The 26,660-nt window shown below is 70.8% G+C and carries 22 protein-coding genes; 11 read left to right on the top strand and 11 right to left on the bottom strand.

What is annotated here, in order from left to right; all coding sequences use genetic code 11:
* Positions 1 to 28: 28 nt before the first annotated feature.
* Positions 29 to 823, bottom strand: a complete 795-nt coding sequence (locus tag H8N03_RS00860; RefSeq protein WP_187074227.1) for a GntR family transcriptional regulator — start codon at positions 821 to 823, stop codon at positions 29 to 31.
* A 169-nt stretch (positions 824 to 992) separates the two neighbouring features.
* Between H8N03_RS00860 and H8N03_RS00855 the strand changes: the two genes are divergently transcribed.
* From H8N03_RS00855 to H8N03_RS00845, 3 genes are all read left to right on the top strand, one after another.
* Entirely contained in the window at positions 993 to 1,964 is a 972-nt protein-coding gene (locus tag H8N03_RS00855; RefSeq protein ID WP_187074226.1) for a Bug family tripartite tricarboxylate transporter substrate binding protein, read from the top strand.
* Positions 1,965 to 2,993: a ketopantoate reductase family protein gene (locus tag H8N03_RS00850; RefSeq protein WP_187074225.1), complete on the top strand. Its 1,029-nt coding sequence runs from the start codon at positions 1,965 to 1,967 to the stop codon at positions 2,991 to 2,993. It begins immediately after the preceding gene.
* Between the two features lie 129 nt (positions 2,994 to 3,122).
* Complete coding sequence (locus H8N03_RS00845) at positions 3,123 to 5,948, top strand: PAS domain-containing protein (RefSeq protein WP_187074224.1); 2,826 nt, start codon at positions 3,123 to 3,125, stop codon at positions 5,946 to 5,948.
* Position 5,949: 1 nt separating this feature from the next.
* Here the strand turns inward: H8N03_RS00845 and H8N03_RS00840 are convergent, their stop codons facing one another.
* The gene (locus tag H8N03_RS00840) at positions 5,950 to 6,678 is read right to left on the bottom strand and encodes an IclR family transcriptional regulator (RefSeq protein ID WP_354005056.1); all 729 of its coding nucleotides are present in this window, start codon (positions 6,676 to 6,678) and stop codon (positions 5,950 to 5,952) included.
* A 210-nt stretch (positions 6,679 to 6,888) separates the two neighbouring features.
* Here H8N03_RS00840 and H8N03_RS00835 point away from each other — a divergent pair, with 210 nt between their 5' ends.
* The 6 genes from H8N03_RS00835 (at position 6,889) to H8N03_RS00810 (ending at position 13,556) form a co-directional block, all read left to right on the top strand.
* Positions 6,889 to 8,169 (top strand): aromatic ring-hydroxylating dioxygenase subunit alpha, encoded by a 1,281-nt coding sequence (locus tag H8N03_RS00835; protein WP_187074222.1) that lies wholly within the window; start codon positions 6,889 to 6,891, stop codon positions 8,167 to 8,169.
* Between the two features lie 24 nt (positions 8,170 to 8,193).
* Positions 8,194 to 9,168 carry a Bug family tripartite tricarboxylate transporter substrate binding protein gene (locus H8N03_RS00830; protein ID WP_187074221.1) on the top strand — a complete coding sequence of 325 codons (975 nt, stop codon included), beginning with the start codon at positions 8,194 to 8,196 and terminating at the stop codon, positions 9,166 to 9,168.
* Complete coding sequence (locus H8N03_RS00825; protein ID WP_187074220.1) at positions 9,165 to 9,944, top strand: SDR family NAD(P)-dependent oxidoreductase; 780 nt, start codon at positions 9,165 to 9,167, stop codon at positions 9,942 to 9,944. Before H8N03_RS00830 ends, H8N03_RS00825 begins: the two co-directional genes overlap by 4 nt.
* Positions 9,945 to 9,952: 8 nt before the next feature.
* A complete protein-coding gene (locus H8N03_RS00820; protein WP_187074219.1) occupies positions 9,953 to 10,921 on the top strand; it encodes a PDR/VanB family oxidoreductase in 969 nt (322 codons plus the stop codon).
* A 62-nt stretch (positions 10,922 to 10,983) separates the two neighbouring features.
* On the top strand, positions 10,984 to 11,886 hold the full coding sequence (gene ygiD, locus H8N03_RS00815; RefSeq protein WP_187074218.1) for a 4,5-DOPA-extradiol-dioxygenase: 903 nt from the start codon (positions 10,984 to 10,986) through the stop codon (positions 11,884 to 11,886).
* Positions 11,887 to 11,951: 65 nt separating this feature from the next.
* Entirely contained in the window at positions 11,952 to 13,556 is a 1,605-nt protein-coding gene (locus tag H8N03_RS00810) for a hypothetical protein (RefSeq protein ID WP_187074217.1), read from the top strand.
* 33 nt (positions 13,557 to 13,589) lie between these two features.
* Here the strand turns inward: H8N03_RS00810 and H8N03_RS00805 are convergent, their stop codons facing one another.
* The 5 genes from H8N03_RS00805 to H8N03_RS00785 all read right to left on the bottom strand — a co-directional run bounded on the left by H8N03_RS00805 (position 13,590) and on the right by H8N03_RS00785 (position 18,610).
* Positions 13,590 to 14,645, bottom strand: coding sequence for an ABC transporter ATP-binding protein (locus tag H8N03_RS00805; RefSeq protein WP_187074216.1), 1,056 nt, complete (start codon positions 14,643 to 14,645; stop codon positions 13,590 to 13,592).
* The gene (locus tag H8N03_RS00800) at positions 14,642 to 16,843 is read right to left on the bottom strand and encodes an ABC transporter permease (protein WP_187074215.1); all 2,202 of its coding nucleotides are present in this window, start codon (positions 16,841 to 16,843) and stop codon (positions 14,642 to 14,644) included. Before H8N03_RS00800 ends, H8N03_RS00805 begins: the two co-directional genes overlap by 4 nt.
* A complete protein-coding gene (locus H8N03_RS00795; RefSeq protein WP_187074214.1) occupies positions 16,843 to 17,853 on the bottom strand; it encodes an ABC transporter substrate-binding protein in 1,011 nt (336 codons plus the stop codon). The genes H8N03_RS00800 and H8N03_RS00795 overlap by 1 nt, the downstream gene beginning before the upstream one ends.
* A 69-nt stretch (positions 17,854 to 17,922) precedes the next feature.
* Entirely contained in the window at positions 17,923 to 18,333 is a 411-nt protein-coding gene (locus H8N03_RS00790) for a GFA family protein (RefSeq protein ID WP_222622785.1), read from the bottom strand.
* Between the two features lie 4 nt (positions 18,334 to 18,337).
* Positions 18,338 to 18,610 (bottom strand): SWIB/MDM2 domain-containing protein, encoded by a 273-nt coding sequence (locus H8N03_RS00785; protein WP_187074213.1) that lies wholly within the window; start codon positions 18,608 to 18,610, stop codon positions 18,338 to 18,340.
* A 44-nt stretch (positions 18,611 to 18,654) separates the two neighbouring features.
* Here H8N03_RS00785 and H8N03_RS00780 point away from each other — a divergent pair, with 44 nt between their 5' ends.
* Positions 18,655 to 19,245, top strand: coding sequence for a ProQ/FINO family protein (locus tag H8N03_RS00780; protein WP_187074212.1), 591 nt, complete (start codon positions 18,655 to 18,657; stop codon positions 19,243 to 19,245).
* Here the strand turns inward: H8N03_RS00780 and H8N03_RS00775 are convergent.
* Together H8N03_RS00775 and H8N03_RS00770 are read right to left on the bottom strand one after the other, a co-directional pair.
* Positions 19,242 to 20,468 (bottom strand): MFS transporter, encoded by a 1,227-nt coding sequence (locus tag H8N03_RS00775; RefSeq protein ID WP_187074211.1) that lies wholly within the window; start codon positions 20,466 to 20,468, stop codon positions 19,242 to 19,244. The genes H8N03_RS00780 and H8N03_RS00775 overlap by 4 nt on opposite strands.
* An 80-nt stretch (positions 20,469 to 20,548) precedes the next feature.
* A complete protein-coding gene (locus tag H8N03_RS00770; RefSeq protein WP_187075177.1) occupies positions 20,549 to 21,802 on the bottom strand; it encodes a DEAD/DEAH box helicase in 1,254 nt (417 codons plus the stop codon).
* Between the two features lie 84 nt (positions 21,803 to 21,886).
* Between H8N03_RS00770 and H8N03_RS26115 the strand changes: the two genes are divergently transcribed.
* A complete protein-coding gene (locus tag H8N03_RS26115; RefSeq protein ID WP_255428005.1) occupies positions 21,887 to 24,928 on the top strand; it encodes a helicase-related protein in 3,042 nt (1,013 codons plus the stop codon).
* Between the two features lie 9 nt (positions 24,929 to 24,937).
* On the opposite strand, the gene H8N03_RS00760 is transcribed toward H8N03_RS26115, so the two are convergent.
* Together H8N03_RS00760 and H8N03_RS00755 are read right to left on the bottom strand one after the other, a co-directional pair.
* Positions 24,938 to 25,345 (bottom strand): bactofilin family protein, encoded by a 408-nt coding sequence (locus H8N03_RS00760; protein WP_187074210.1) that lies wholly within the window; start codon positions 25,343 to 25,345, stop codon positions 24,938 to 24,940.
* A gap of 236 nt (positions 25,346 to 25,581) precedes the next feature.
* A complete protein-coding gene (locus H8N03_RS00755) occupies positions 25,582 to 26,652 on the bottom strand; it encodes a medium chain dehydrogenase/reductase family protein (RefSeq protein WP_187074209.1) in 1,071 nt (356 codons plus the stop codon).
* Positions 26,653 to 26,660: the final 8 nt, after the last annotated feature.

Genomic DNA, 26,660 nt, shown 5'->3' with positions numbered 1-26,660 from the left:
GGGGCGGCGCATCGCGCCGTCCCTTCTTCTATTTCCAGTCGAGGCGCCAGCTCGTGACGAGCTTGAAGCGGTCCGGCGGATAGATGTTGATGGACACCGACAGCAGGTTGGAGTCCTTGCCCAGGTAGTACCGGTACACGAGCAGCGCCGGGTTGCCCGCCTTCTCGCCGAGCAGCGTCGCCTGCTCCTTGTCCAGCGCGAGGCAGGTGATCTCCTGCTTCACTTCCGAGATGCGCTCGCCGTACATCTCCTCGATGAGCCGGTACACGGCGGCGCCGCTTTCGCGGATGCGCTCGCGGATGCGCGCATAGGCGGGCTGCACCACCATCGTGGTGTGCGAGAACGGCTTGCGGCTGCCCTGCGGGTAGCGCAGCGCGGTCACCTTCAGCCAGGTCTGCCCCTTCGCGGGCTTCAGCACCTCGGCGAGCGGGCCTTCCACCTTCACCCATTCCTCGCCGAGGATCTTGAGCCGCGTTTCCTTGGCGTAGTGGATCAGTTCGTCGATGTCCGAGATGCGCGCGCTGTAGTTCGACTGCGCGGTCGCCGAGGTCACCGTGGTGCCGATGCCGGCGCGCCGCGTGATGAGCCCCAGCTCGGTCAGCTTGCGGATCGCCTCGCGGGCGGTGTAGCGCGAGACGCCGTACTGCTCCGCGATCTCCAGCTCCGGGGGCAGCATCTCGCCCACCGGGTAGGTGCCCTGCTCGATCTCGGCGATCAGCGCGTCGGCCACGCGCATGTAGCGCGGCGCCGCGTGCGCGGCCAGCGAACGGACGGAACGGGGACCCGTGGCGGGTGCGGCGGCAGCGGTTTTTCTGGGAGTCATGCGCGCGTTTTCGGAGTGGCCCGATGATACGGAAGGAACGCGCGAACGCCCATCCTCCGCGCGCGGAAACGGGCCCTTTTCGTTGACGAAAGGTCGTCCCAGGCCCTAACATACGAAAGTCCGGACATTTGATCCCCCCTCGCGCCGGCCCCCACTCCCTGGAGACACCATGAAACGTCGTGAAGCCGGCCTGGCGCTGGCCGCCCTCGCCTTGTCGTCCTTTTCCGGCCTCGCCCTCGCGCAGGCCTGGCCCGACAAGCCCGTGAAGCTCATCGTCCCTTATCCGCCGGGGGCGTCCACCGATGCCCTCGGCCGCCTGGTGGCCCAGAAGGTCGGCGCCGCCCTCGGGCAGCCGGTGGTGGTCGACAACCGCGGCGGCGCGAGCGGCAACATCGGCACCGAGCTGCTCGCGAAGTCCGCCGCCGACGGCTACACCTTCGGCCTCGGCACGGATGCGACGCACGCCGCCAACGTGCACCTGGCCGCCAAGCCGTCGTTCCAGCCGCTGAAGGACTTCACGCCCCTGTCCCTCGCCGCCCTGAACCCCATCGCGCTCGTGGTGCACCCTTCGGTGCCGGCGAACAACCTGCGCGAACTGATCGCCTACGTGAAGGCGCACCCCGACAAGGGCGGCTACGGCAGCTCCGGCACGGGCTCGCCGCACCACCTCTCCGGCGAGCTGCTGCGCCAGCGCACCGGCGTGCCCTTCGTGCACGTGCCTTATCGCGGCGGCGGCCCGGCCCTCAACGACGCCATCGGCGGCCAGATCCCGATGCTGTTCGCCAGCGTCATCACGGTGCTGCCGCACGTGAAGGAAGGGCGCCTCAAGGCAATCGCCGTCACCAGCACCTCGCGCTACGAGGGCCTGCCCAACGTGCCCACGATGGCCGAGACGCTCGAAGGCTTCGACATGCCTTCGTGGCTCGCGTTCTTCGGCCCGGCCAACCTGCCGGAGCCGATCGCGAAACGCCTGAGCGACGAGATCAACAAGGCCCTGCGCGACCCCGAAGTGAAGGCGAAGCTCGTCGCGAGCGGCCTCGTCGTCGTCGCCGGGAGCCCCGCCGACCTCATCGCGATCCAGCGCCGCGACTACGAGAACAAGGGCAAGCTGATCCGCGACGCGAACATCAAGGCGGACTGAGTGCAGGACCTCGCCCCCCTGCGCATCGCCATCGTCGGTGCCGGCGCGATCGGGTGCCGCATCGCCGCACACCTGGCGCAGCACGGCATCCGCACGACGCTGTTCGACGGCTGGCGCGAGCACGTGCAGGCCTTGCAGGCCGGCGGGCTCGTGCTGGAGGCGGCGGATGGCAGCGAGCAGCGCTTCGCCGTCGCGGCCCACGGCTACGACGACGCGGCGCCGGCCGCGGCGTTCGACGTCGTGCTGCTGGCCGTCCGCAGCGACGACACGGAGGCGGTCCTGCCTCTCGTGCGGAAGCTGCTGGACGACCAGGGTTGCGTGGTGTCGTGCCAGAACGGCTTGAACGAGGACCTGATCGCCGCGGCCGTGGGTGCGGAGCGCACGCTGGGTTGCTCGCTGATCTTCGGCGCTCGCCTGGCCGGTCCCGGCCGCGTGCGCGTGCTGCCTGGCCCCGACCAGCTGCGCACCGGCGAATACGCGGGCGGCGACTCGCCGCGCCTGCGCCGGCTGGTGGAACTGTTCGGCACCTGCGGCACTTCCTCCGCCACCGCCAACCTGCTGGGGTACCGGTGGATGAAGCTGGTGCTCAACTCCACCGGCAACCCGCTGCTCCTGCTGACGGGACTCGACGCGCACGGCCTGCATGCGGATGCCGATGCGCGCCGCGTCATCATCGGCCTGACGCAGGAGATCCTTGCCACCGCACGCGACAGTGGCGTGGAGCCGGAACCCGTGCTCGGCGTGCCGGCGGACCAGTGGCTGGCCGACGGGGCACCGCGGGCGCAGGTGCTCCACCAGGCACTGCGCGCGCACGGCGAGACGCTGGGCACGCGGCGCCTGTCGATGGTCGCCGACTTCGAGTCGCGCGGCCGCACCGAGGTGGACCACCTCACGGGTTACGTCGTGCGCAAGGCCCGCAGCCTGGGCCGCCCGGTGCCCTGGAACGAGCGCGTCTGGGCGCTGGTGAAGGACATGGAGCTCGGCCGGCGCCAGGCCGGCCGCGACGTGCTGGAGCTGGTCGCGGCTTGATCCCCGGCGGTGTCGCATGACGCCGACGGCTGCAAGACCGTCCCGGCGGCCGCACGAGCCGCAAGCTGACGCCCCACCGGCGCGCAGCGTCGATAGCATGGATGGCAACAGGACGCCCCTGCCCCATCCATGCCTCCCGCGACGCCCGCCCCGCTCCGGTTCGCCTCGGGCCGGAACGCACCGGCCACCCTGACCGACCGTCCGGCCGACGCGTCTTCGCGCCGCGCCGCGCTCGTCATGGTGGCGCTCTCCACGGGTGTCTTCCTCGGGCTCGCCCCGCTGGCCGCCCTGCCGCTCGCGCCGGCCGCCTGGTTCATCCCGCTGTTCCAGTCGGTGCTGATCATCAACGACCTGGTGACGGCAGCCCTGCTGTTCGGCCAGCTGCGCCTCACGCGCGACAAGGCGGTGCTGGTGCTGGCCAGCGGCTACGTCTTCGCCGCGGTGATGGCGAGCGTGCACCTCCTGAGCTTCCCGGACGTCTTCGCACGCACTGGCATCGTGGGCGGTGGAGCGCAGACGACGGGCTACCTGCACGTGCTCTGGCACATGGGCATGCCGCTCGCCGTGATCGCCTACGCGGTGCTGCGGGGCCGCGCAGCCCCCCTCGCCGCCCCGGCCGGCCGGGCGATCGTGCGCGCGCTGCTCGTGGTGCTCGGCCTCGCAGCGGCGTGCACGCTGCTCACGACGCTCGGCAACGACCTGCTGCCGCCGATGCTTGCCGGCATCCACTACTCGTCGGCCTTCAACATCGGCCGCTATGGCGCCTGGGTGGTGACCGCCCTCGCGCTCGCCGTGCTGTGGCAGCGCCGCGGCCCGCACTCCGTGCTCGACCTCTGGCTGATGGTGATGCTGTGCACCACCTTCTTCGAGATCGCCCTGGTCTCGATCTTCAACGCCGGACGCTACGACCTCGGCTTCTACGCGGGCCGCGTGTACTCCACGATCGCGTCCTCCGTCGTGCTGGTGATGCTGCTCGGCGAGCACTGGAAGATCTACCGCGACCTGGCCGCGGCGCAGGAGACCGCGCGCTCCGAAGCGGCGCTGCGCGAAAGCCGCGAAGTGCTGAGCCTGGCCATGCACGGCGGCCGCATGGCGGCGTGGACGCGCGACCTCGCGCACAAGACGACCTGGTGGAGCCCGGAAGTGCAGGAGCTGACCGGCTGGCCGGCCGCGGCGCTGGGCGGGTCCGACGCCTTCATCTTCGAACGGGTGCATCCCGCGGACCGCGTCGTCCTGCGCGGCATGATGGACGCCGCCGCGGTCTCCGAGGAAGAACTCGCGGTGGAATTCCGCCTGCGCCACGCCGATGGCAGCTGGCGCTGGCTGGAGGCGCGCTGCCAGGCCATCCGCGACGAGGAAGGCGGCGCCACGCGCCTGTTCGGCGTGGCCGCGGACATCACCGTGCAGAAGCAGAGCGCGCAGGCCACCGCGGAACTGGAGGCGCGCTTCCGCGCACTCGCCGACGGCATGCCCCAGCTCGCGTGGATGGCGCGGCCCGACGGCTGGGTCTACTGGTACAACCGGCGCTGGTACGAATACACCGGCACGACCTTGCAGGAAGTGGAAGGCTGGGGCTGGCGGCGCGTGCACGACCCCGAAGTGCTGCCGGCGGTGGTGGAACAGATCCGCCGCAGCTTCGACACCGGCGAGACCTTCGAGATGGTGTTCCCTCTGCGCGCTGCCGACGGCGGGTTCCGCCCCTTCCTCACGCGCATGACGCCGCTGAAGGATGCGGAGGGCCAGGTGCTCGCCTGGTTCGGCACCAACACGGACATCAGCCAGCAGCACGCGGAAGAGGAAGCGCTGCGCACCGCGGACCGGCGCAAGGACGAATTCCTGGCCACGCTGGCCCACGAGTTGCGCAACCCGCTCGCGCCGATCCGCAACGCCGTGGAGCTGATGAAGCGCGCCGGTGCGCTGCCGCCCCTGGTCACGCGCAGCCGCGACATCCTGGACCGGCAGTCGCGCCACCTCGCGCGCCTGGTGGACGACCTGCTCGAAGTCTCGCGCATCACGCAGGGCAAGCTGATGCTGCACAAGGAGAAGGTCTCGCTGCAGGATTGCGTGCACGACGCGGTGAATGCGGCCAGGCCGGCGCTGGAGGCAGCGGGCCACCACCTGGAACTGCACTCCCATGCCGATCCCCTGCTGGCCCATGCCGATACCACGCGCATCACGCAGGCCGTCGTGAACCTGGTGAACAATGCCGCCAAGTTCACGCCGCGGGGCGGGCACATCACGGTGTCGTCCTGGCGCGAGGGGCAGCACGCGTGCATCTCCGTTGCCGACACGGGCATCGGCATCCCGGCCGAACACCTGGCCGGCATCTTCGGCATGTTCTCGCAGGTGGCCAGCGCCCGCGAGCGCAGCCACGGCGGCCTGGGCATCGGCCTCGCGCTGGTGCGCGGCTTCGTCGAGCTGCACGGCGGCTCGGTGCAGGCGCAGAGCGAAGGCGCGGGCAGGGGCAGCAAGTTCACGATCCGCCTGCCGCTGCTGGCCGGAGGGGTGCAGCGCCCCGAGCAGCCCGTGGAAGAGCGCGATCGCACGACGCAGCCGCGCCGCGTGCTGGTGGTCGACGACAACGAGGACGCGGCCAACAGCCTCGCGTCGCTGCTGGCGCACGACGGCCACGACGTGCGCGTGGCACACAGCGGCGAGGAAGGCCTGCGCATCGCCTTCGAGCTCGAGCCGGAGATCGTGCTCCTGGACCTCGGCATGCCGGGCATGAACGGGCTCGAGGTCGCGCGCGCGTTGCGTGCCCGGGTCGGCCGGGACGTCCGCCTCATCGCCGTGACCGGCTGGGGGCAGGCCCGCGACCGCGAGCTCACGCGCGAAGCGGGCTTCGACTTCCACCTCACCAAGCCGGTGGACCGGGACGAGCTGGAGCAGCTGCTGCTCGCGGGCGCTCCCCCGGGCACCGGGCGCGGCGACGTTGCCGCGCACCCGAAGCACTGAACTAGTCCGCGGCGGGCTTCCATCCGAGCGTGGCGGACAGCTGCTGCGCCTCGCGGGCGAGCAGGCGGCCGAATTCCGCCGCGCGCGTCTCGTCGATGCGCACGGCGGGGCCGAACACCGCCATGGAACCCGCCACCACGCCGCCGGCGCGGAAGAAGGGCGCGGCGATGGCCACGGCACCTTCGATGAGCTCGTCGCGGCTCACACCCCAGCCCCGTTCGCGGATCTTCGCGAGGTCCTCGTCGAAGCGCTTGCGCGCAAACGGCAGCGGCCCCGCGCGCACCGCGGCCTGCACCGTCTCGTCGTCCACGTAGGCCAGGATCACGCGGCCGCTGGCGCCCAGGGCGATGCGCTCGCGGTAACCGACGCCGCGCTTGAAGCTCAAGGGGTGCCGGCTCGGGAGTTCGGCGACGCACACGCGTTCGCCGCCGACACGGCTGAACAAGGCCACGGTCTCGCCGGTCTCGTCCTGGATGCGCTTCATGCCCTCTTGCGCGACCGTGGTGAGGTCGATGCCCGAACTCCACACGTGTGCGAGGTGGCCCACGGCGGGCCCCAGCCGGAAGCGCTGCGGCTCGCCTTCCGCGAGCACGAAGCCCTTTTGCCCCAGCGTGTGCAGCAACCGGTACAGCGTGGGGCGGCTCAGGCCGGTGCGGCGCGAGAGCTCGCCCGCGCTCAGCTGCGTGTCTTCCGCCGTGAAGGCCACCAGGATGTCCAGCGCTCTGTCCACCGCCCGGACACCTTCACCCTGTTTCTCCAGTTCCTGCGCCATGTCCGTCTCCCTTTTCCCCTCTGGAATCAGGGCATCGGAAGCCCCTCCGCATTATGTCCGACCTGCGGACAAGGAGTTTGATCTGGCGCAAGGTGTCCGTATAATGAGCCGCACTGACCACCAGGCGGACACGTTCCAGCTTTTCCGCCGTCACACCCAGGAGCCGCGATGAACAAGGAAACCTCTGAACTGCTGACCCGCACCGGGCCCGGAACGCCCATGGGCAACCTGATGCGCCGCTACTGGGTGCCGGCCCTGCTCTCCAGCGAGATCGCCGAGGCCGACGGCCCGCAGGTGCGCGTGCAGTTGCTGGGTGAGAAGCTCCTGGCGTTCCGCGACACCGAAGGCAAGGTGGGCCTGGTCTCCGAGTTCTGCTCGCACCGCGGCGTGTCGCTATATTTCGGCCGCAACGAGGAAAACGGCATCCGCTGCGCGTACCACGGCGTCAAGTTCGACCGCAACGGCAAGTGCGTCGATGTGCCTTCGTCCCCGCAGTCCTGCGCGCGCATGCACATCAAGGCGTATCCCACGGTGGAGCGCGCGGGCATCGTGTGGGCCTACATGGGTCCGGAGGACAAGAAGCCGGCGCCGCCCGAGCTGGAGTGGTGCCTGCTGCCCGAGAGCCACGTGTTCGTGTCCAAGCGCCTGCAGTATTCCAACTACCTGCAGGCCATGGAAGGCGGCATCGACACCAGCCACGTCTCCTTCGTGCACCGCCACGAGGTGGACAACGATCCCTTCCACAAGGACTGCAAGGCCCTCGACTACATCAAGGCCGACGGCAACGTGATCTTCACGATCGAGAAGCAGGACTTCGGCCTGACGCTCTTCGGCCGCCGCAACGGCGACCCGGACTCCTACTACTGGCGCGTCACGCAGTTCCTGTTCCCCTGGTTCACGCTGATCCCGCCCTTCGGCGACCACTCGCTGGCCGGCCACGTGTGGGTGCCGATCGACGACGAGAACTGCTGGGCCTGGAGCATCAACTTCCGCCCGGACCGTCCCCTCGACGAGGAGGAGCTCGCCGCGCTGCGCGCCGGCCAGGGCATCCACGTGCCTTACGACGAGAGCAAGCCCGGCCAGTTCGTGCCCGCGGCGAACCGCGACAACGACTACCTGATCGACCGCACCGCGCAGAAGGACAAGCGCAGCTACTCCGGCGTGTTCGGTTTCGCGGCGCAAGACTATTCGCTGCAGGAGAGCATGGGCGCGATCCAGGACCACACGGCGGAGAACCTGCTCCCGACCGACAAGGCCATCGTGATGGCGCGCCGCATGCTGGTGGACGCGGCGGTGGGCCTGACGCAAGGCGCGGAGCCGCCGGCGCTGAACGCCACGTCGCAGCACGTGCGCGCCGCCGGCGTGCTGCTGCCCAAGGAGACGGATCCGGTGGAGTGGGCCAAGGACCACCTCGCCGACGACCTGTCCAGCCCCGTGCATTCGATCTGACGAAACAAACCACAAGGAGACACCATGATCGCTTTGAACCGCCGCGTCATCCTGGGCCTGCTCGGCGCCGCCGCCGTGTGCCAGGGCGCCTACGCGCAGGAATGGGCCCCTTCCAAGCCGGTGCGCATCATCGTGCCGGTGCAAGGCACGACCAACGACGTGCTCGCGCGGCTCGTGGCCAGCAAGCTGGGTGACGCGCTCGGCCAGCCCGTCGTGGTGGAGAACAAGCCGGGGGCCGGCGGCAACATCGGCGCCGACTACGTCGCCAAGCAGCCGGCCGACGGCCACACGCTGCTGGCGGGCTACAACGGGCCGCTGGCGATCAACCCGTCGCTGTTCGACCGGATGCCCTACGACCCGGTGAAGGACCTCGCGCCGATCACGCTGGCCGTCAAGTCGGCGCAGTACCTCGTGGTGAACCCGAAGCTGGGCATCGCGAGCATCAAGGACCTCGTGGCGAAGGCGAAAGCGGATCCGAACAAGTACTCGTACGGGTCGATCGCCGTCGGCAGCGCCTCGCACCTGACCATGGAGATGTTCAAGGAGGCGGCGGGCATCAACGTGACGCACGTGCCTTACAAGGGCGCCGGCCCGGCCCTCACCGACATGGTGGCGGGCCAGATCCACATGGGCTTCTTCGTTCCCGGCAACGTGCAGGGCTTCGCGAAGGAAGGCCGCCTGAAACTGCTCGCCTCCACGGGCCTGAAGCGCTTCGCGAGCACGCCCGAGGTGCCGACCCTGGCCGAGTCCGGCTACACGAACTTCGAGGCGACGTCGTGGATCGGCTTCCTCGCCGCGGCCGGCACGCCGCGCAACGTGATCGACCGCTACAACCGCGAGATCGTGAAGATCCTGAAGATGCCCGACATCCAGGCCAAGCTGCACGAGATGGAGTTCGAGGTCGTCGCCGGCACGCCGGAGCAGTTCGCCGGCTGGATAGCCACCGAGATCCCGAAGTGGGGCAAGGTGATCAAGGCCACCGGGGCGAAGGTCGAATGAGCGCGCCCCGCCTCGCCGGCAAGACGGCGCTGATCACCGGTGGCGGCGCGGGCATCGGCGCCGCCACCGCCACCCTCTTCTGCCGTGAAGGCGCGGCCGTGAGCCTGGTCGATCGCGACGAGGCCGCGCTCCGCGCGACCGCGGAGCGCATCCGCGCGGAAGTGCGGGGCGCCCGCGTCGCGTACTTCGCCGCCGACGTTTCCAGCGAATCGCTCGCGGCCCTGGCCGTCGCGCACACGTTGGAAGGCTTCGGCGGCATCGACGTGCTGGTCAACAACGCGGCGGCGCGCAGCTACAGCGCGGTGGCCGACGCCAGCGCGCAGGAATGGCAGGCAGTGGTGAACGTGAACCTCGTGGGCACGGCCAACTACTGCCGCGCCGCGCTGCCCGCGCTGCGCAGGTCGGGCCGCGGCAGCATCGTGAACGTCTCTTCCTGCTACGCCGTCACGGGCCGCAAGGGCATGCCGATCTACGACGCCACCAAGGCGGGCCAGCTGGCGCTGACGCGCACGCTCGCCTTCGAGGAGGCGCCGCACGGCATCCGCGCCAACGCGGTGTGCCCCGGCTCCACGCTGACCGACTTCCACATCGGCCGCGCGCAGGCGGGCGGCAAGGACGTGGAGAAGCTCAAGACCGAGCGTTCCACCACCTCGCTGATCGGCCGCTGGGCCGCGCCGGAGGAGATCGCGAACCCGATCCTCTGGCTCGCCTCCGACGAGGCTTCCTTCATCACCGGCACGACCCTCATGGTCGACGGCGGCCTGCACATCATGTAGGGGACGCCATGGGCGAAGCTCTCCTGAAGGCACGCGTGCACGCGCTGCGCATCGAGGCGCGCGACGTGATCAGCGTCGAACTGCAGCCGGCCGAGGCCGGTGCCAGCCTGCCCGCCTTCGAGCCGGGCTCGCACATCGACCTGCATCTCGCCAACGGCCTCGTGCGCAGCTACTCGCTGCTCAATGGCGCCAACGACCGCCGCTACGTGATCGGCGTGCTGAAGGCGCGCGACAGCCGCGGCGGCTCGCGCCAGGTGCACGAGCAGCTGCGGCTCGGAACCGAGCTGCAGATCTCCGCCCCCCGCAACAACTTCCGCCTGGTGGAGGACGCGCCCCGCAGCGTGCTGGTGGCGGGCGGCATCGGCGTGACGCCGCTGCTGGCCATGCTGCGCCGGCTTGCCTCGCTGGGCCGCAGCGTGGAGTTCCTGCACTGCGCGCGCAGCCGCGCCGACGCCGCCTTCCTGGAGGAAGTGGAAGCCATCGCGGCGCAGCACCCGCACGTGGAACTGCGCCACCACTTCGACGACGCGCAGGGCGGCCCGCCGGACCTGCGCAAGCTGCTGGCCGGCAAGCCGGCGGACACGCACTTCTACTGCTGCGGGCCCGCGCCCATGCTGACGGCCTTCGAGGCGGCCTGCGCCGACCTCGGCCAGCAGAACGTGCACCTCGAACGCTTCAGCCCGGTGGAGCAGGCTCCTTCCACCGCGACGGGCACCTGCTCGGTGGAACTGCGCCGCTCGGGGCGCGTGATCGAGGTGGTGCCCGACGTGTCCATCCTGGACGCGGTGCTTGCCGCCGGCGTGAATCCCGACCACAGCTGCCGCGAAGGCATGTGCGGGGCCTGCGAAACGCGCGTGCTCTGTGGCGATGTCGAACACCGCGACAGCATCCTGACGAAGCAGGAGCAGGCGGCGAACAAGTCGATGATGATCTGCGTGTCCCGCGGGCGCTCGCCCACGCTGGTGCTGGATCTCTGAGCGGCACGGGCACGGGAACTTTCGGTTCCCGCCAAGCTCAGCCATCGAGCTCCGCCCGTTCCATGACCGAATCCTTCCTTCCGACCCGCCGCCGCGTCCTGCGGCTCGCCTCCGCCACTTCCGCGATCGCCGCGCTCTCCACCGCGGCTTCCGCCGTGCTCGCGGCCACCGGCGCCAAGCCGGTGCGCATGCCGGTCATCTTCGTGGGCCACGGCAGCCCCATGAACGCCATCTCGGACAACGCATTCACCCGCCGCCTGCGCACCTGGGGGGCGGAGCTGCCGCGCCCTACGGCCATCCTGTCCGTGTCGGCCCACTGGCTCACGCCCGGCGCGACGCTCGTGGACGTGCAGGCGCAGCCCCGCACGATCCACGACTTCGGCGGCTTCCCGGCCGCCCTGCACGAGATGCGCTATCCCGCACCGGGCGCGCCGGAGCTCGCGCGGCAGGCGCTCGCCGCCGTCGCGCCGCTGCGCGCCCGCGAGAACACCGAGTGGGGCCTCGACCACGGCACGTGGACGGTGCTGCACCACATGTTCCCGCGCGCGGACATCCCCGTGTTCCAGCTCTCGATCGACTACGACCGTCCTGCGGATTTCCACCATGCGGTGGGACGCAGGCTGGCGGCGCTGCGCGATCGCGGCGTGCTGGTCATGGGCAGCGGCAACGTCGTCCACAACCTGCGCGCCACGCAGCGCGGCGTGCCGGAAGCGGCGCGCGCCGGCGCCCCGTGGGCTCAGTCTTTCGACGATGCGATCCGCCTCGCGCTGGAAGCGCGCGACGACAAGGCGCTGGTGGACTACGAGCGCCTCGACGCCGGCGCCCGCATGGCGGTGCCGACGCCCGACCACTACTGGCCTTTCCTCTACGCGCTGGGTGCGGCGGATCGCACCGACAAGCTGAAGACGGCTTACGCGTCCTTCCAGTCCGGCACGCTCAGCATGCGCTGCGTTCAGTTCGGCTGAGCGCCCCTGGGACCTGCGGCGGGCAGCACGAGCCGCCGGATGTGACGGGTTGTAAACTCGACCGCATGGCCCACGCACGTCGTCCCCTGCTCTCCGGTCTCGCGCGCGCCGGCGCGCTCCTCGCGATCACGCTGTCGCAAGCCTCGGCGCAGGGGGTCGCCGCACGCCCGGAGATCACGGACGCCATCCAGCGCCTGGCGACCGAAGACGCCGCGCTCCAGCGCCAACGTTTCGGCGACCTTGCCGCAGTGGCCGGCAAACCCTGGCTGAGCGCGGTGCCCGGCGAGCTGGCGAGCGTCTGGCGCGACGTGCAGTGGATCGTGCCCGGCGCCGCAATGCGCTTCCAGCGCGGGTTCTGCCTCGCCGCGAAGTGCCAGGGCACCGAATACCTCGTGCGCTACGACGCCGCCGCGAAGCAGCTCGAATTCGTGGAGCAAGGGGCCGTGCAGTACCTGGGCCGGATCCTGGAGGACGGCTCGGTGCGGATGACCGGCACGGGGCTGCTGGGCGTGCTCACGGCGGAAACGCTGCGCTTCGACGCAGCCGCCAACGTGCTCCATGCCGAGAAGCATGCGCTGCGGGCGGCGACGCCCGCGGAACTGGCCGCGGCCACGCACGGCTTCGTGGCGGCCCCCGCCGTGCAGGCGCCGCAGGCCGCTTCCGAAGCCGACCTCCGGGCGGAGCTGGCGGCGATGAAGGCGAAGGTGGAGGCGCTCAGCAAGCAGGTGGAGCAGCAGCAGGCCTCCGCGGAGGAAGAACGGCAGCCCAGGCTCACGCCGGCGCAGGCGCGCGAAGCCGAGCGCCGCGCCCAGCGCGAAGCCCAGGCGAAGGCGGCGGAAGAAAAGCGCCTGGCCGCGCAGGCGAAGGCGCGCGAGGAAGCGGAGCGTCGCGCGGAGGCGCGGGAGCGCGCGCGGCGCGAAGCCGAAGCGAAGGCTGCGGAGGCGAAACACCTCGCCGAGGAAAAGCGCGCGGAGGCGACGCGCATCGCCGAGGAAAAGCGCGCGGCGGCCGAGGCGCAGAAGCGCGCGATCGCCGAGGCCAGGGAGGCCGAGGTGCGGCGCGCCGCCGAGGAACGGCAGGCCAGGGAGGATGCGCGCAAGGCGGCGGAAGCGGAACGCGTCGCCCGGGCCGCGCCGCCCGCGGCCGCCGCGAAGGCACCGGCGGCTCCCGCCGCCGATGGCCGGTACACCACGAGCAGCGGCTACACCCTCAACGTCGAATTCCGCGGCGACGTCCTGGTAGTCAAGGAGCCGAACAAGGAGTCGCCTTACCGCCGGACCGGGCCGAACTTCTACGAGTTCACCAATCCCACCAACGGCATCGCGTACTGCATGCGGGTCGTGGACGCCAGGACGCTGGAGGCGTGCAAGCCGGGGCAGGCGCCGGGCATGGGCACGCGCCTGACGCTGGCCGGCGATGGCGCGGGCGTTCCGTCCGGCGAGCGCGACCGCCTGGAGCGCATCGCCCGCAGCTACGCGGACCGCGCACGGACGGAACCGGCGAACACCCAGGCCTGGTCCTTCTGCAGCCTCGCTGCCATGTCGCGTGCGACCGGGGGCGGCCAGGCGCAACTGCTGCAGGCGGCGTCGGCCTTGCGTTCCATCGCAACCACGCCGGCGAACCCGTGCCCCGACGCCATCCCGCAGGCCGCGTGGGCGGCGGCGCAGTAGGACACCCGGCCCCGCGGCGGGGAGGAGCGCCGGTCAGCGTGCGCCCGCCGCAGGCACCACGGAGACGCCGTGCTCCGCCAGCCGCAGCCCGACGCGATCGCCCGCGCGGCGCCGCTGCGACAGGTCCGGCGACACCACGAACAGCTTGCCCAGCGCGGTCTCCACCACGTACTCGTAGACGCTGCCGAGATACGCGGCCTTGTTCACCGTGCCTTCCAGCGCAGCGCCTTCCGCGGGAACGATCAGCCACGCCTCCGGCCGCACGGCCACCTTCACCGGCCCCGCGGCCACGCCGGTGCGGGGCGCGACCTGCAGCGGGCCGAGCCGCACGCCACCATCCGATGAAGCCACGGCATCGAACAGCATCGCCTCGCCCATGAAGCCGGCCACGAACTCGGTCGCGGGACGCTCGTACAACTCCTCGGGCGTGCCGGCTTGCGCGATCACGCCGTGGTCCATCACGATGATCTGGTCGCTGACCGCGAGCGCCTCGCTCTGGTCGTGCGTGACGTAGGCGACGGTGAGCCGCAGGCGCTGCTGCAGCGCGCGGATCTCCTCGCGCATCTCGCGGCGCAGGCGCGCGTCGAGGTTGGAGAGCGGTTCGTCGAAAAGCAGCACCGCGGGCTCGAGCACCAGCGCCCGCGCGAGCGCCACGCGCTGCTGCTGGCCGCCGGAGAGCTCGCCGGGCGCGCGATCGTCGAAGCCCACCAGGCCGACGTTCGCCAGCGCCTCGCGCGCCCGCTCCGCCACGCGCGCCTTCGCCACGCCCGACATGCGCAGGCCGTAGCCCACGTTCTCCAGCACGTTCATGTGCGGGAACAGGGCGTAGCTCTGGAACATCATGCTGACGTTGCGCTCCGCGGGCCCGAGCGTCGTCACGTCGCGGCCGGCGATGAAGATGCTGCCCGCGGTCGGCGACTCCAGCCCCGCGATCATGCGCAGCGTGGTCGTCTTGCCGCAGCCCGAAGGGCCGAGGATGGTGGTGAGCGTGCCCTCCGGCACGGCGAAGCTGATGTCGCGCACGGCCAGCGGCGCCGAAGGATCGTCGCCGTAGCGCTTGCTGACGTTGCGGAATTCGATGCCGTTCATGCGATGGCCTGCCGTGCGACGGGGATCCTGCGCCGGCCGAGGCGCCTCTCGCCCACGGCGAACTGGATCAGCGCGATGGCGAGCGACATGAGCACGATGAGCACGGTGCAGTAGGCGAGCGCCACGCCGTAGTCGCCGTTGCCCACGCGGCTGATGATGTAGGTGGTGGCCAGGTCGTTCTCCGCGGTCACGAGGAAGATCACGGCGGAGACCGTGGTCATCGCCCGCACGAAGCTGTAGACGAGAGCGGCGACGAGCGCCGGCTTCAGCAGCGGCAGCACCACGTGCCGCAGCGTCTGTGCCGTCGAGGCGCGCAGCATGAGCGACGCTTCGTCCAGCGAGCGATCCAGCTGCTTGAACGCCGCCGTGCCCGCCCGCACCCCCACCGGCAGGTTCCGGAAGAGGAAGCACAGCACGATGATGAGGCCGGTGCCCGTGAGCTCGAAAGGCGGCACGTTGAAGGCGAGGATGTAGCTCACCCCGAGCACCGTGCCCGGAATGGCGAAAGCGAGCAGCGCCGCGAACTCGAACAGCCCCTGTCCGCGGAACTGCGTGCGCGCCAGCAGCCACGCGATCAGCAGCCCCAGCCCCGCGGTCAGCGGCGCCGAGATCGCGGCGAGCTTCAGCGTCGTGAACAGCGAGTTCCACGCGGTGCCGGCCCACACGATGCCGTAGGCGCCCCACTCCAGCGCGAACGCCGTGCGGAAGTGCTGCAGCGTCGGCGTGTAGTTGCGGCCCCAGGTCTGCACGAGCCCGCCCATGAAGGCGAAGAGGTAGATCACGACGGTGAAGGTGAGCCAGGGAATGGCCACCGCATACACGGCGCGCCGCACGTTGTCCGGCAGCGGCATCGCCAGGCCCGCGTCCCCCTTGCCGCTGACGGTGGTGAAGGTCGTGCGACCGAGCAGCCCGCGCTGCAGGGCGAACACGCCGAGCGCGAACAGCGTGAGCACCCAGGCCAGCGAAGCAGCGCGACCGGGGTCGTTCTGCGCCCCGACGATGGCGAAGAAGATGTCGGTGGAGAGCACCGCGTACTGCCCGCCGACGACCACCGGGTTGCCGAAGTCCGCGACGCTCTCGATGAAGCCCACGAGGAAGGCGTTGGCCAGCCCGGGCTTCAGCAGCGGCAGCGTGACGGTGAAGAAGGTGCGCGACCGGTCCGCGCGCAGCGTCTGGGCCGCTTCCTCCAGGCTGGGCGCCACGCCTTGCACCACGCCGCGCATGATCAGGAAGGCGATGGGCGTGAAGGCGAAGAGCTGCGCGATCCACAGGCCCGGCAGGCCGTAGAACCAGCGCGTGGGCTCCACGCCGAAGGCGTGTTCGAGGAGTTGGTTGACGATGCCCGCGCGCCCGAACAGCAGGATCAGCCCCAGGCCGACCACGAAGGGCGGCGTGATGATCGGCAGCAGCGCCAGCACGCGCAGCGGCCCTTGCCAGCGGCCCGGTCCGCGCTCCGCCAGCAGCGCGAGCAAGGTGCCCAGCACCGTGGTCCCCGCGGCCGTGAGCACCGCCAGCAGCAGCGTGTTCCAGGCGACGCCGCAGCGCGTGCCGCCCGCGAGGCAGCCGAGGCCCCAGACGCGCTCGTTGCCGATGCGTGCGTGGATCGCCAGCAGCGACAGCCGCCCTTCGTCGTCGAGGAAGGCGGACGAGAGCGCGCGCGCCACCGGGTAGGCGATGAACAGCAGCAGCAACAGGCCCGCCCCCAGCACGCTCGCCGCCACGAAGGGATCGCCGCGGAAGAATCCCAGGCGCGCGATGCCGAAGCCGGTGAGCACCGTGAGCGCCACGAGGGCGACGAAAGCGCCGGCGCCCATGCCGTACTGCTGCATGGCAAGCTCGCCGAAGGCGCGCTCCAGGAAACCGAAGGACCAGCCCCTGGCACCGATCGCGAAGCCGCTCGCCACCAGGCCGACGAGGCCGATGAGGCCGCCGGCCAGCAGCCACCTGCCTTGCTTGCGGCCGGCGGGCTGGCCCAGGCCGCTGGCGGCGACCACCAGCCCGATCAGTCCCAGGAGCAGCCACTTGCGCCCGTGCAGCAGCGCCTGCACGACGCCGTTGGCCGTCTCGGGACCGCCGAACACCCGCGGCACCGCTTCCCACCAGCCGGCATCCTGGATCGCGTACCAGGGCAGGGCCACGTAGCCCAGGAGGCCCAGCACCACCCATGCGCGGATGGCGAGCCCCGCGTCGCGGCGCATCAGCGCGGGAGCGAGTTGACTTCCTTCTCCCAGCGGGCGATGAGGCGCTTGCGCTCCGCGCTGGCGCCGTACTTCGCGTAGTCGTAGTTGATCAGGCGGATCTTCTTGAAGTCCGGCACGTTGGCGTCGACCTTCGCGGCCTTGTTGCTGGGCAACTGGTACTGCTTGGCGGCGGCCGCGAGCTCCTGCGCACCGGGGGTGAGGCAGAACTCGTAGAACTTCTTCGCGGCCTCGAGGTTGCGCGCGCCCTTGATGATGCTCATGGAGCCGATCTCGGCGCCGGTGCCTTCGGCGGGCGTCACCGTCTCGATGGGGAAGCCCGCCATGCGCTCCTGCGGGCCGTCATGCACGAAGCTGATGGAGACGGCCGTCTCGCCGCGCGCCACTGCCTTGATGGGCGCGGTGCCGGAGCGCGTGTACTGGCTCACGTTGCGATGCAGGCCCTTGAGGTAGTCGAAGGCCTTGTCCTCGCCCATCAGCTGCACCAGCGTGGCGATCATCGTGTACGCGGTGCCGCTGGACGCCGGGTTCGCCACCTGGATGTCGCCCTTGTATTCGGGCTTCAGCAGGTCGGACCACGCCTTGGGCGCCTGCAGCTTGCGCTTGGCGAGCAGCTCGGGGTTGTAGCCGAAGCCGAGGGGACCCGAGTAGATGCCGACGGTCTTGTAGCCCGCCTGCTTCGCCTGCTGCTGCGCCCAGTCGTGCAGCTGCGGCAGCGAGGCCGACTTGTATTCGAGCGTCAGGCCCTGCTCCGCGGCCTGCAGGTGCGGGTCGCCGGTGCCGCCGAACCACACGTCCGTCTTGGGGTTCTCCTTCTCCGCCAGCAGTTGCGCGAGCGCCTCGCCCGAGCCCTTGAGGGACATGTTCACCTTCACGCCCGTGGTGCGGGCGTACACGGTGGCGAGCATGTTGCACCACTCGGCCTGCACCGAGCAGATCACGTTGACTTGCTGCGACCAGGCGGCAGCGCAGGAGAGGCCGAGGGCGGCCGCGACGATGAGCTTCTTCATGCGGCCGAAGGTAGACAAGGGGCCGCGACGGAGAAAGCGGAGAAACCCGCGTCCTGCGTCCCCGTGTCGTCACGCCGGCGGCTGCGGCGACTCGGGGAAGTGGGGGATCTTCTCGTCGAGGCACACCCAGGGCTGCGCGCGCGACGTCCAGATGTCCAGCATCGGCGCGAAGCCGGAGGCATCGTCCAGCGTGGGGAAGCGGATCGACGTGAACTGCGCGTTGGCTTCGCCCTGCGTGAACAGCGGCGTGCCGCAGTCCCCGCAGAAGCCGCGCGTCGTCATCCTGCCGCTGCTGGCGCGCACCGCGTAGGCCTTCGGCGTGCCGGAGATCGCGAGGTCCGCGGTCCGCACGACCACGCCCGACGCGAACGGCGCCCCGCTCGCACGCTGGCAGTCGCCGCAATGGCAGTTCAGCATCGCGACGGGCTCGCCGGCGCAGGCGTAGCGGACGGCGCCGCAGGCGCAGCTTCCGGAAAGCACGGGCTCAGGACTCGCTCAGGTGCTTGCCCACGAGGCCCGTCATCTCGAACATCGTGACTTCGTCCTTGCCCATGACGGCCTTGAGCTTGTCGTCGCAGAGGATGTTGCGCTTGTTCGCGGGGTTCTGCAGGTTGTTCTGCTTGATGTAGTCCCAGAGCTTCTTGGTGACCTCCGTGCGCGGCACGGGGTCCGGGCCGATCACGGCGGCCAGCTGGGGGCTGGGCTTCAGGGCCTTCATGAAGGCGGAATTCTTCTTGGGTGCTTCGGAGGTCGACATTCGGTTTCCCTGGTACGAAAGCCGGCAGAATACCCGACCCTGCCATGAACACGACCCGCAAGCCTCCCCGGCCCGTCCATCCGCTCCTCCATAAACTTTTCGAGCTGTATCCGCGGCTGTTCGGTGCCCGGTTCCTGCCGCTCAAGCTCGGCGTCTTCGAAGACCTCGTGGCGGCGCACCCGGAGGCGCTGCCGGCGGCCGAGCTCAAGGTGGCGCTGGGGCTGCACACGCGCTCCACGCGCTACATCGAGGCCGTGGCTTCCGGGCTGCCCCGCCACGACCTGCAGGCGAAGCCGGTGGAGCCCGTCGCGCCCGAGCACGTGCACCACGCCGTCCTGGAGCTGTACCGCCGCCGCAGCGGCAAGGCGCCGGAGCAGGCGCGCGAGCGAGCCGTCGCGCAGCTGGCCGCCGCCATCGAGGCGTCCGGGATGAGCCGCGAAGCCTACCGCGAGCGTTTCACGTCGCACGACGACGACGTGCATGCGATCCTGGAGGACGCGCTGTCGCTCGTGGCGGAGAGGGGCGCGCGCCGCCAGGCCCTGCAGAACGCCTTCCAGGCCAGCGGCAAGACGGTGGCCGAGTTCGCCGAGATGTACGGGCTGGACCCGAAGGAAGCGAAGAAGCTCCTCGGCTAGGCCGGCTTCGGGACCGGTGACGCATCCGCGCGCCTGGGCGCAGGCGTGGCGGGCAGCTGCGTCAGGACCAGGAGCGAAAGGACCGCGGTTGCGGTCATCACCCCGAGCAGGGTCGCGAAGCCCGCCTGCTTGACCACGGGGCCGATCATCCAGACCGCGATCGAGCTCGCCCCGAGGGACACGGCCAGGCGCATGCCCGACACGCGCGAGCGCATGCTGTCGTCGACGAAGCGCACGATCATCGCGTCCGTGAAGGGGATGGCACCGAAGATCGCAGCCATGAACAGGAACTGCAGCCCGTAGAACACCCAGCCGTCCGTCACCGTTGCCAGGGCGAGCAGGATCGCCTGCGCGCCGACGATCCCGAGGTACAGCCGCTTGAGCGGCATGCGGTCGATGAGGTGGCCCACGATGACCTGCGCCAGCGACGCGGCGGCATAGACGCCGGCCAGCAGCGCGCCGATGCGGGCGGGATCGCCCAGGATGCTGCGCAGCTTGTCCGTGAGCAGTTCGTAGTTGCTGTTCGTCGAGAAGTTGAACAGCAGGCTGCCGCTGGTCGCGGCCACCGTCATCACGAGCAGCAGCCTGGCCATCGACACGCCCGGCGCGGAAACGGCGGCACCCGCCTTCTTCTTCGCGGGCGCGGCCTGCTCGCGCGTCGCCAGGATGGCGAAGGCGCAACCGAAGACGAGGCAGAGGACGCCCGGGACCGCGAAGGCCATGCGCCAGCCGACGTACTTGACGAGGAAGCCCGTCGTGACGGCCGCGACGGCCACCCCGAGGTTGCCCACCAGGCCGTTGATGCCGATGGTCAGGCCGGGCCGGACGGCGGATTGCACGAGCATGGGAATGCCGACCGGGTGGTAGATGGAGGCGAAGCAACCCAGGAGCGCCAGGGCCAGCGCCATCTGCAGCGGGGACTGCGTGGCGCTGACCAGCAGCGCGGCGGCGCCCATCCCGAAGAAGAACACCACCATCATCTTGCGGCGGCCCCAGTGGTCCCCCAGCCGGCCGGAAGGCAGCGAGCCGATGCCGAAGAAGAAGAACGCGCCCACGCTGTAGGGCATGAGGTCTTCCCACCGCGCGATGCCGAAGTCGCTGGCGATGCTGGTCACCGCCGTGGCGAAGATCAGCAGGAACATGTGGTCGATGGCATGGCCGATGTTCAGCAGCCACTGGGTGGCCATCGAGTTGCCGGGGTGGGCGGGGCGGGAAGCGTCCATGGCGGCTATTGTGGGCACGGCCGCGCCAGGGCCGCAATGCGCGGATCCGCCCGGAATCCCCGAATTCCGGCCAAGTTGCGCTAGCCGCCGTTCCCTTGCGCCTTCGCCGCCGCGGCCCGCAACTTGTCCTTCTTGCTCGGCCGCCTGCCCTTGATGCCGCCGACGCCCGCGTCGGGCGGCGCAGGCGGCTCCACCTCCACGGGCTCGAAGCCGGCGACCTGCTCGCGCGCGAGGCGCACGCCCTGCCGCTTCTCGATCAGGCGCATGTGCGCCTCGGAGGCCGCGCTCACGAAGCTCACCGCCGTGCCGCGCGCGCCCGCGCGGGCCGTGCGGCCGATGCGGTGCACGTAGTCGTCGGGAGAGCGCGGCAGGTCGTAGTTCACGACCACGGGCAGGCCGGGCACGTCGATGCCGCGGGCGGCCAGGTCCGTCGTCACGAGCACGTCCAGCCCGCCTTCGCGGAAGTCCCGCAGCACCCCCGTGCGCTGCGACTGGCTCAGCTCGCCGTGCAGCGGCGCGGCCGGCACGCCGCGGCCGGCCAGCTTGCGCGCGACGTGCTCGGTGGCGTGGCGCGTGGCCACGAAGACCAGCACGCGGCGCCACCCGCCCTGCTGCACCAGGTGGCGCAGCAGCTCCGTGCGGCGCGCGGCGTCGACGGCGATCGTCCGCTGTTCGATGTCCGGCGCGGCCTCGACCTGGGTCTCCGCCTCCACGCGCACCGCGTCGTGCAGCAGCGCGCCGGCGAGGTCCTCGACGTCCGGCGGGAAGGTCGCCGAGAACAGCACGTTCTGCCGCCGCCCGGGCAGCACGCCCAGCACGCGCTCGCGTTCGGCGGCGAAGCCCAGGTCCAGCAGGCGGTCGGCTTCGTCGAGCACCAGCACCTGCACGGCGTCCAGCCGCACCGCGTTGCGATCGAGCAGGTCCAGCAGGCGGCCCGGCGTCGCGACGACGATGTCGGCCCCGGAGCGCAGCCGCAGCATCTGGGGATTCACGGAGACGCCGCCGTGGAGCACCGCGACTTTCAGCGGCCGGTCGGACGCAGGCGCGAGGCGCAGGAACACGTCGCCCACCTGGGCGGCCAGTTCGCGCGTGGGCACGAGCACCAGCACGCGCACCTTGCGGTAGCCGCCCGGGTGGCTGGCCAGCAGGCGCTGCAGCAGCGGCAGCACGAAGGCGGCGGTCTTGCCCGAGCCGGTGGGCGCCAGGCCCAGCAGGTCCTGGCCGCGCAGCAGGGGCGGGATGGCCTCCACCTGGATCGGCGACGGCGCCATGAAGCCGGCTTCGGCGCATGCATGCGCGAGTGCCGGCGAGAGTCCCAACGATGCGAAGGTCAAAGTACGCAGGATCATAGGGCGCATGCGCCGCCATGCTTGAAAATCGCGCTGCCGGACGCAGTTCGGTAGGTCCCAGAAGAATCGATGTCCCTCACTTTCCCTGACGAACGACCCGCCTCCCTCGCCTCCGAGCTGCCTCTCGCCCATCCGAACTGGGTGGTGTACGAGCAGGTCGCGTTCCTCGCCCGTGCCGTGGCGCATTCGGGCGACGTCTCTCCCAAGCTGCGATCCAGCCTCCGCGGGCTCTGGCGCACGCCGCCGCTACCTGAGCTGGAAGCGCGCATCGCCGCGTCCGTGGCCGATGCAGGGTTCGGCGCGGCGTTCGTGCGCCAGGGCGGCGAGCCCCTCGTCGCTGCGTGCCTGAAGCTCCTGCATGCGCTGGCCGCGTGGACGGAGGCTGCGCGTCCGGAGGAACTGCTGGAAGAGCTTGGCAGCGCCGGCGAGCAGCTGGCCGCCGCGCTGGCCCGCGGCGACATCGTCCAGCCCCGGCTGTGGCGGCCGGAAGAGCGTGCCGAGCGCCTGCGGCAAGTGCAAGGCGATGCGCCGGTTCCGGGCAAGGAAGAACGCAAGGAACTGCGCCTGGCCCAGCAGCGCGCGGCGGAAGAAGCACGGCTCGCGCAGGCTGCGGCGTCGCTGCAGGCCTGGTTGCTGGCCGAGGACGTCGGCCCGGACCGCTTCGAGCCCGCGAGCTTCGACCAGCTGCAATCCGGCCCGCTGCTGGGCGATTTCCAGGACGTGCACGGAACGCACCCCACGCCGACGGCGCTGCGCAGGATCTTCGATCTCTCGCCGGCGGTGCACGAAGCGCTGGCGGCCCACCAGCTGGAGCGGGAACGCCAGGCGCGCGAGCGCAAGCTGGCGCAGCACCAATGGGAGCGCACCCTCGTCGGCTACGACGAGGCGCGCGAACTGCTGTACGTGACGAAGGCGGAGCTCGACGAATGGACGGCGCTGCAGCGCGTGCCGGTCGCCCTGTGCCGGACCTCGCGCAAGGCGGGCCAGGAGAGCGTGCAGATGCTGTTCGACCCCGCGGTGCTGCAGGCCATTCCCGAGGACCAGGTCGCGCACTGGCGCGCCGCCGACCTCGAGACGCTGCCGCCGGAGCAGCGGTCCGCCCGCGCGCGCAGCGTCGCGAAGATCCAGGCGCGCCGTCGCCTGGCGACCGCCCTCGCCGCGGTCCGGGCAGAACACGGTTGCGACGTGCGCGAGGAGGAAGACGGCTTCCTCGTCTTCACGAAGCAGGCGTCGGTGCCCGTGGCCTTCGCCGTGTCGCCCGAAGACGTACATACGTGGACGGCAGTCGTCGCGCTGCAGGGCGGCGTGCCCGCTCCGAAGAATCCCGGCGAGGTGGGCAACCTGTCCGCGCGCGTCGGTGCGTTCTTCGCGCCGGAAAAGCTCGCCGGCATCGGCAAGGCCATTTCCGATGCGGTGGCAGACCTGGTGGCGGAATACGGCAATGCGCTCTCGCAAGGGCAGCGGCAGGAGCTGCTCGCGGGCCTGCGATCCGCCCTCGCCAGGGGCCTGCGCCAGCGGGACCTGGGCGACGACCTCAAGACCACGCTGGTCGCTTCGGTGAGCCAGCTGCTGCGGCGCATCGAGGAAGAGCGCGCGCAGGAACTCGTGCGGCTGAAGGACTATCCGCAGGCCTTCCCGCTCGCGCGCTCGCTGCAGCGCACCGTCCATTTCCGGCTCGGGCCCACCAACTCGGGCAAGACGCACGAGGCACTCGAGGCGCTGAAGAAGGCGTCCAGCGGCCTCTATCTCGCGCCGCTGCGGCTGCTGGCCATGGAGATCCGCGACCGGCTCGTGGCCCAGGGCATTCCCTGCAACCTGCTCACGGGCGAGGAGCACGACCGCATGGAAGGCGCGCGCCATACCGCCTGCACCGTGGAGATGATGAACCCGGAGCAGGAGGTCGATGTCGCCGTGATCGACGAGATCCAGATGCTGCAGGACCCGGGGCGCGGCTGGGCCTGGACCTCGGCCCTCGTCGGGGCGCCCGCACGCGACGTGTACGTGTGCGGCGCGGACACGGTGCACAGGCGCTGCGTGGAAGTGCTGGAAGCCATCGGCGAGAAGCACGAGACGGTGCACCTCGAACGCAAGACCCCGCTCGTGATGGAAGACATGCCCGTGGGATCGCGCCGCGGGCGCACGCGCGGCGAGGCCGGCCTGCAGCCGGGCGACGCGGTGATCGCCTTCTCGCGCAAGGACGTGCTGACGCTCAGCGCCCGCTACCGCTCGCAAGGGCTGTCGGTCGCCACGATCTACGGCGCCCTCGCCCCTGAAGTCCGGCGCACGGAGTCCGAGCGCTTCGCCAGTGGCGAGGCGGACATCGTGGTGGCCACCGATGCCATCGGCATGGGCCTGAACCTGCCCGTGCGCCGCGTCGTGTTCTCCACCGTGCACAAGTTCGACGGCGTGGAGACGCGCCCGCTGAACGCATCCGAGGTGCAGCAGATCGCCGGCCGCGCGGGGCGCTTCGGAATGCACGACGAGGGCCGCGTGACGACGCTGGACCGCGAAGACCTGCCGCACGTGCGCCGCATGCTCGCCGAGCCGCAGCCGAAGATGCGGTCCGCGCTTGCGATCGCGCCCAGCCCGTGGCACGTGGAATCGCTGGCCCAGCTCCTGGGCACCCAGCAGGTCGCGCCCATCCTCTCCTACTTCGCCACGCGGATCGCCGCGAAGGGCTCGCTGTTCGAGACCGCGGGGCTGGAAGACCAGATCGGCCTGGCGCGCGTGGTCGACCGCATGGCGGGCAGGCTGTCGCTCGCGGACAAGTTCACCTTCAGCTGCGCGCCCATCGCGCACGACCGCGAACAGGAGCTCGCCTTCTTCGAGACCTGCCTGCTTGCCTTCGTGAAGGGCCGCACGCTGCCCCTGCCCCGCGCCGCCGGCTGGCTGCAGGAAGGGCTGCCCGGCTTCCTGGAGGAAGCCGAGTTCCTGAGCAAGGACGTGAGCCTCTACGCGTGGCTCTCGTACAAGTTTCCGCAGGTGTACCGGGACGGCGAGGCGGTGCCGGAGCTGCGCTCGCAGCTGAGCCGCTACATCGAACGCGAACTGCTGCGCCAGGAAGGCTTCGGGATGACCTCGCGCGAAGCCTTCCAGCGGCGGCGGTGGTGACGCGCCCGGTCAGGCGCGCTTGGCGGCGAGCCTGAACAGGGGCTTGTCGTCCTGCACGTCCGCGGCGGTGGCCATGGGGCGCAGCTGGCCGAGGATGGTGGCGCCCTGGTGCATCTCCAGGGCCCGGTACTGGACGTCCCCTTCGATGCGCGCCTTCGCCTGCAGCTCGAGCACCTCGACGGCTTCCACCGGCCCCTTCACCGTGCCGTTGATGATGATGTGGTCGGCCTTCACGCCGCCCTCCACCACCGCGCCTTCCGAGATCACCAGCAGGCTGCCACGCTCGGAACCGGCCTGGATCATGCCGTAGACCTCGCCGTCGACCCGCAGCCCGTCCTCGAACTTCATGTCGCCGTCGATGCGCGTGCCGTGCGCGATGAGGGTCTTGATGGAAGAGTTGTCCTTCTTGCCGAACATGGAATGCTCCTGAATGCTGAGGCCTGCGTGGCAGGCCGATGGATCGCATCCTGACGCATGGGCGAGCCGGGCAACGTCGACTGTCGTGCAAGTTCGCGTCGGACGGCTGCTCGCGTGCACGTCCGGCTGCGGGACGACGCCGCCGCCAGGGGATGAGCTTCCCTGGCGAAAGGTAGGGTGTGCAGCTTCGCTGCGCACTGTCGGCGCTCCAATGGTGCGCAGCAAAGCTGCACACCCTACGTCCGCTGCGTCTCGTCTCCGGTCTTGCTGGGCGCAGGACGCCCCACCAGCACGATCTTCCCGACCACGCGGCCCCGCCCGAGCAGCTCCTGCGCCTGCCGCGCCTCGGTGATGGCAAAACGCTGCGCCACGATCGGGCGGATGCGCCCCTCGCGCAGCAGCTCGAGGAGCGCACGCAGGTCGGCGGCGAACCAGTCCGGGTGGTGCCGCTTCATCCACTGGATGCTGTAGGGGACGACATGCCTGTTGCCGGGGAGCAGCCGGCTCGCGGCGAGGGACAGGCCGAACATGGCGAGCCCGCGCAGCCGGTGCGGCTTGCCGCCCGCGACACGCCCGCCGCGCAGCGAACCCGTGAGCCCGAATGCAACGACCTTGCCGCCGCGGCGCAGCGCCCGGCGCGAACGCCAGATGTGCGCGCCGCCCACGCTGTCGAAGACCACGTCCACGCCGCCGCCGGGCAGCTTGCGCATCTCCTGCACGAAGTCCTGCTGCGCGTAATCGATGGGCGTCGCACCTTCGCCTCTGACAACTTCCGCCGCATGCGCCGAGCAGGTGCCGTACATCGTGGCACCAGCGAGCCGCCCCAGCTGCAGCAGTGCGCTGCCCACGCCGCCCGAGGCGCCGTGGACGAGGATGCGCTGCCCCGGCTGCACGCGCGCAGCGCGATGCAGCATCTGCCAGGCCGTGACGTAGTTGAGGCCGAGGCTCACGGCCTCGGCGGCGTCCAGCCCTGGTGGCACGTCCACGAGTTCAGCTTGCGGCAGGCACACGTACTCCGCGTACGCACCGATGATGGGCACGGCCGCAACCACCTGGCCTGGCGCGAAGCCCGTGACGCCGGCGCCGAGCCCGTCGACCACGCCCACCAGGTCCCATCCGGGCGTGAAAGGCGGCTGGTGGTGCTCCGGATGGATGCCCTCGCGCATCATGACGTCCGGCAGCGAAACGCCCGCGGCCAGCACGCGCACCCGCACTTCGCCCGCGCCGGGCTCGGGAACCTCTTCCTCGACGACCTGCAGGACCTCGGGCCCGCCGAAGCGGGTGACGACCACGCGCGAATGCCTCATGGCGGCTC

The organism is Ramlibacter cellulosilyticus, from assembly GCF_014297465.1.
GTDB classification, from domain to species: Bacteria; Pseudomonadota; Gammaproteobacteria; order Burkholderiales; family Burkholderiaceae_C; genus Ramlibacter; species Ramlibacter cellulosilyticus.
Note: the sequence above shows the minus strand (reverse complement) of the source record. Positions and strands in the feature narration are given on the sequence as shown.